Source organism: Sphingomonas sp. (genome assembly GCF_035758555.1).
GTDB lineage: Bacteria > Pseudomonadota > Alphaproteobacteria > Sphingomonadales > Sphingomonadaceae > Sphingomonas_B.
Map to the genome: position 1 here is coordinate 1 of NZ_DASTXI010000001.1, position 2,782 is coordinate 2,782.

General features: G+C 65.8%; 2 protein-coding genes. Both read right to left on the reverse strand.

The features are described 5' to 3' along the window. The coding region (locus VFT73_RS00005) for a glycoside hydrolase family 15 protein (protein ID WP_326408037.1) at nt 1-1,735 on the reverse strand (1,735 nt) is incomplete at its 3' end. Nucleotides 1,736-1,743: 8 nt separating this feature from the next. Next, the coding region (locus VFT73_RS00010) for a glycoside hydrolase family 3 C-terminal domain-containing protein (RefSeq protein WP_326408038.1) at nt 1,744-2,782 on the reverse strand (1,039 nt) is incomplete at its 5' end.

Consider the following 2,782-nt stretch of genomic DNA (forward strand, 5'->3'; position numbering starts at 1 on the left):
CCTTGGTGACGATGCGGTCGAGCATCGCGTCGGCCTCCGCCGTGCGGCCGATGCGGCGGTTCAGCTCGGCCAAGGCGAAGTCGACGAACAGGAACTCCTCCTGCTCGTACCAATATTCGTAGATTTTGGGGTCGGTGTAGGTGCCGCGAACGCGCCGATAGCCGCCGGACGCGACTTTCAGCAGCTCCATCCTGTTCACGGTGTCGCGGATCACGTCCGGATCGCGGACGATGCCGAAGTTGATGATCGGGATCAGCGCTCCGTCGATGTCGTTCTTCACGCCGGGTTCGAGCGTGCCGCGAAGCTTGCCGTCGCGGATGAACGCTGCGGCAAAACCCTTCTCCAGCAGCGACGCGGTGTCGAGTGCCTGCTTTCGCGCGGCTTCGTCGCCGGCGCGCCGAGCCACCTCGGCGAACTCGCGCAGGCCGACAATCGCCATCGCGGTCGAGAATGCGAAATGCTTCGCGTCCTTCTGCCGCTCCTCCCAGATCGAAGTGTCCGCGGCCATGATGAGGCCGTCGCCATACTTTTCCATGTTGGCGATGAGCGGCTTGACGATAAAATCGCGCGCGCTCTCGTACAGCCGTCCGCGGTTGGTGGGCTCCTTGAGGAGCGCAGGGTCGTCGTACTTCTTGAGATATTCGCCGAGCACCCACAGCACTTCGCCCCAATTGTCGAACTCGATGTTGGTGCTGCCCTCCTGGGTGAAGAAGGGCTCCTCGGCGCCGTTGCCCCAATAGCGCACGACCGAGATCTGATAGTCCGCGCCGTTCACCTGCGAGCGCATTTTGCCGGTCGGCCGCGCGTTGAAATAAGCGAGAAGCGCCGCTCGCGCTTCGGTCCGGTGGCCCATGCGAGTCAGCGCCACCGTCGCCCAGGCCATGTCGCGGACCCAGGGCGTGGAGAAGACGTCGGGCAAGGCCGCGACGATCAGGCCGTTGCCGTGCCGCTCCGCGCGATTCGCCTCGCGGCTCTGCGCGATGCGCAGCATCGTCTCGCTTTGCCGCCAAAGATGACGCTCATTCTCGTTCCTGAAGTGCACGGAGGGCTTCGCGCGCCATTGCTCGAACTCCGCGATTTCCCGCGCGACCAATTGCGACGAGGAAAGGTCCGCACGCCAGCGCATAAGTTCGCGGATGGCCGGCTCCGCTTCGCTGTCCTTTTCGAGCGAGATCAACGCCCACGCCGAACTCGCCGCCAGAGGCTGATCCGAGGGCGCCTTTTGCACTCCGCCCAGCGGGATCAGCAGCAAGCTTTCGTCAATTCCGGTGAACCGCAGCAGCGTCGCGTTCGTGCCGTCCGCGCTCACGATCTTCTGCGACCGGACAGGCTGGTTCCATTCGACCCGCCAGCCCCCCGTGTTCGGCGCGGTCGCTTGCCAGCTGACGATCAGCGCCGGGCGATCGAGCCCGAATGGCATGAAGAAGTCACCGCTGCCATCAGGGCGCCGGATGCGGACGATCTGCGAATCATCGACATAGTCCGCCGTGGCGGCCTGCGGGCGATCGCCCCAGCGCAGCGACTTGATGAAATTGGCCGTCGCGATTCCTTCGCTGAGCGGATCCGCCGGATCGGGCCGGACGAAAGAATAGGGGTGCGCGTAGAACTTCGTCGCCGACCCACTCTCCGGCGAGACGACTGCGAAGCCGAACCCATTGCCTGTGACGACATGCGAAGCCGCCGCGGGCTGACAAAACAGCAGCGCGGCGATCGCCGCCGCGACAATGCGCATCATCGACACGCTCAGTCCTTGGTCACCGAAGCGCTCCAGGCCGAGTCCGGCAGGTTCACGTCGACACTCTGCATTTGCCCGTCGGACGACTGGCCGAGCATCAGCCGATAGTCGCCGGCGCGGATGTGCCAGTTGTTGCCCGCCGCTTCGTACGTCGCGAGCAGCCGCGGATCGACCCTCACCTGGATCGTTTTGCTCTGCCCCGGCTTGAGATCGGCCTTGGCGAAAGCGCCGAGCCTTTTGGGTGCCTCCCAGCCGGCCTTCTTCCAGTCGGCCGGCGCGACATAGACCTGGGCGACGCCCTTGCCCTGCCGCTTGCCGATGTTGCGGATCGCAAAACTGACGCGGATCGCCTTGCCGTCCGGCTGGGCCGCGAGATTGGAGAGCGCGAAGTCGGTGTAGCTCAGCCCGTGACCGAACGCCCACAGCGGCGTGAGGCCCTTCGCGTCGTACCATTTGTAGCCGACCGCTGCGCCTTCGTCGTAGGTGATGTGAACCGGCGTCTCGTTCGGCTGGCCGAGGCCGGGCAGCACCGGATGCGCGAGTTGGTCGAGCGATGCAGGGAAGCTGATCGGCAGGTGGCCCGAGGGATTGACCTTGCCGGTGAGGATGCGCGCAATCGCCGGGCCGCCGCGGATGCCGGGGTAAAAGGCCTCGACGATCGCCGGAACCTCGGCCGCCCACGGCATGAACACCGCGCCGCCGCTTTCGACCACGACGACGGTCTTCGGATTGGCCTTCGCGACCGCCGACACCAACGCGTCCTGGTTGCGCTCCAGCTCGAGGTGGCCGTCATCGCCTTCGCTGTCGGGTTGCGTGACGAACACGATCGCGACATCGGATTTCGCCGCGACCGCGGCAGCGGCGGCGGGGTCGCTGCCGGCATCGAATGCGATCCGCGCCTTCGGCAGCTCCCGCTTCAGCGCATCGAGCGGGGGCGACGGCAAATAGGTGTGGTCGTCGATCATGATCGCTCCGCCGACCGGAGTCACGTCCGACGAGCCTCCGCCCGCAAGCACGCCCTTGTCGGCATAGCCACCGATCACCGCG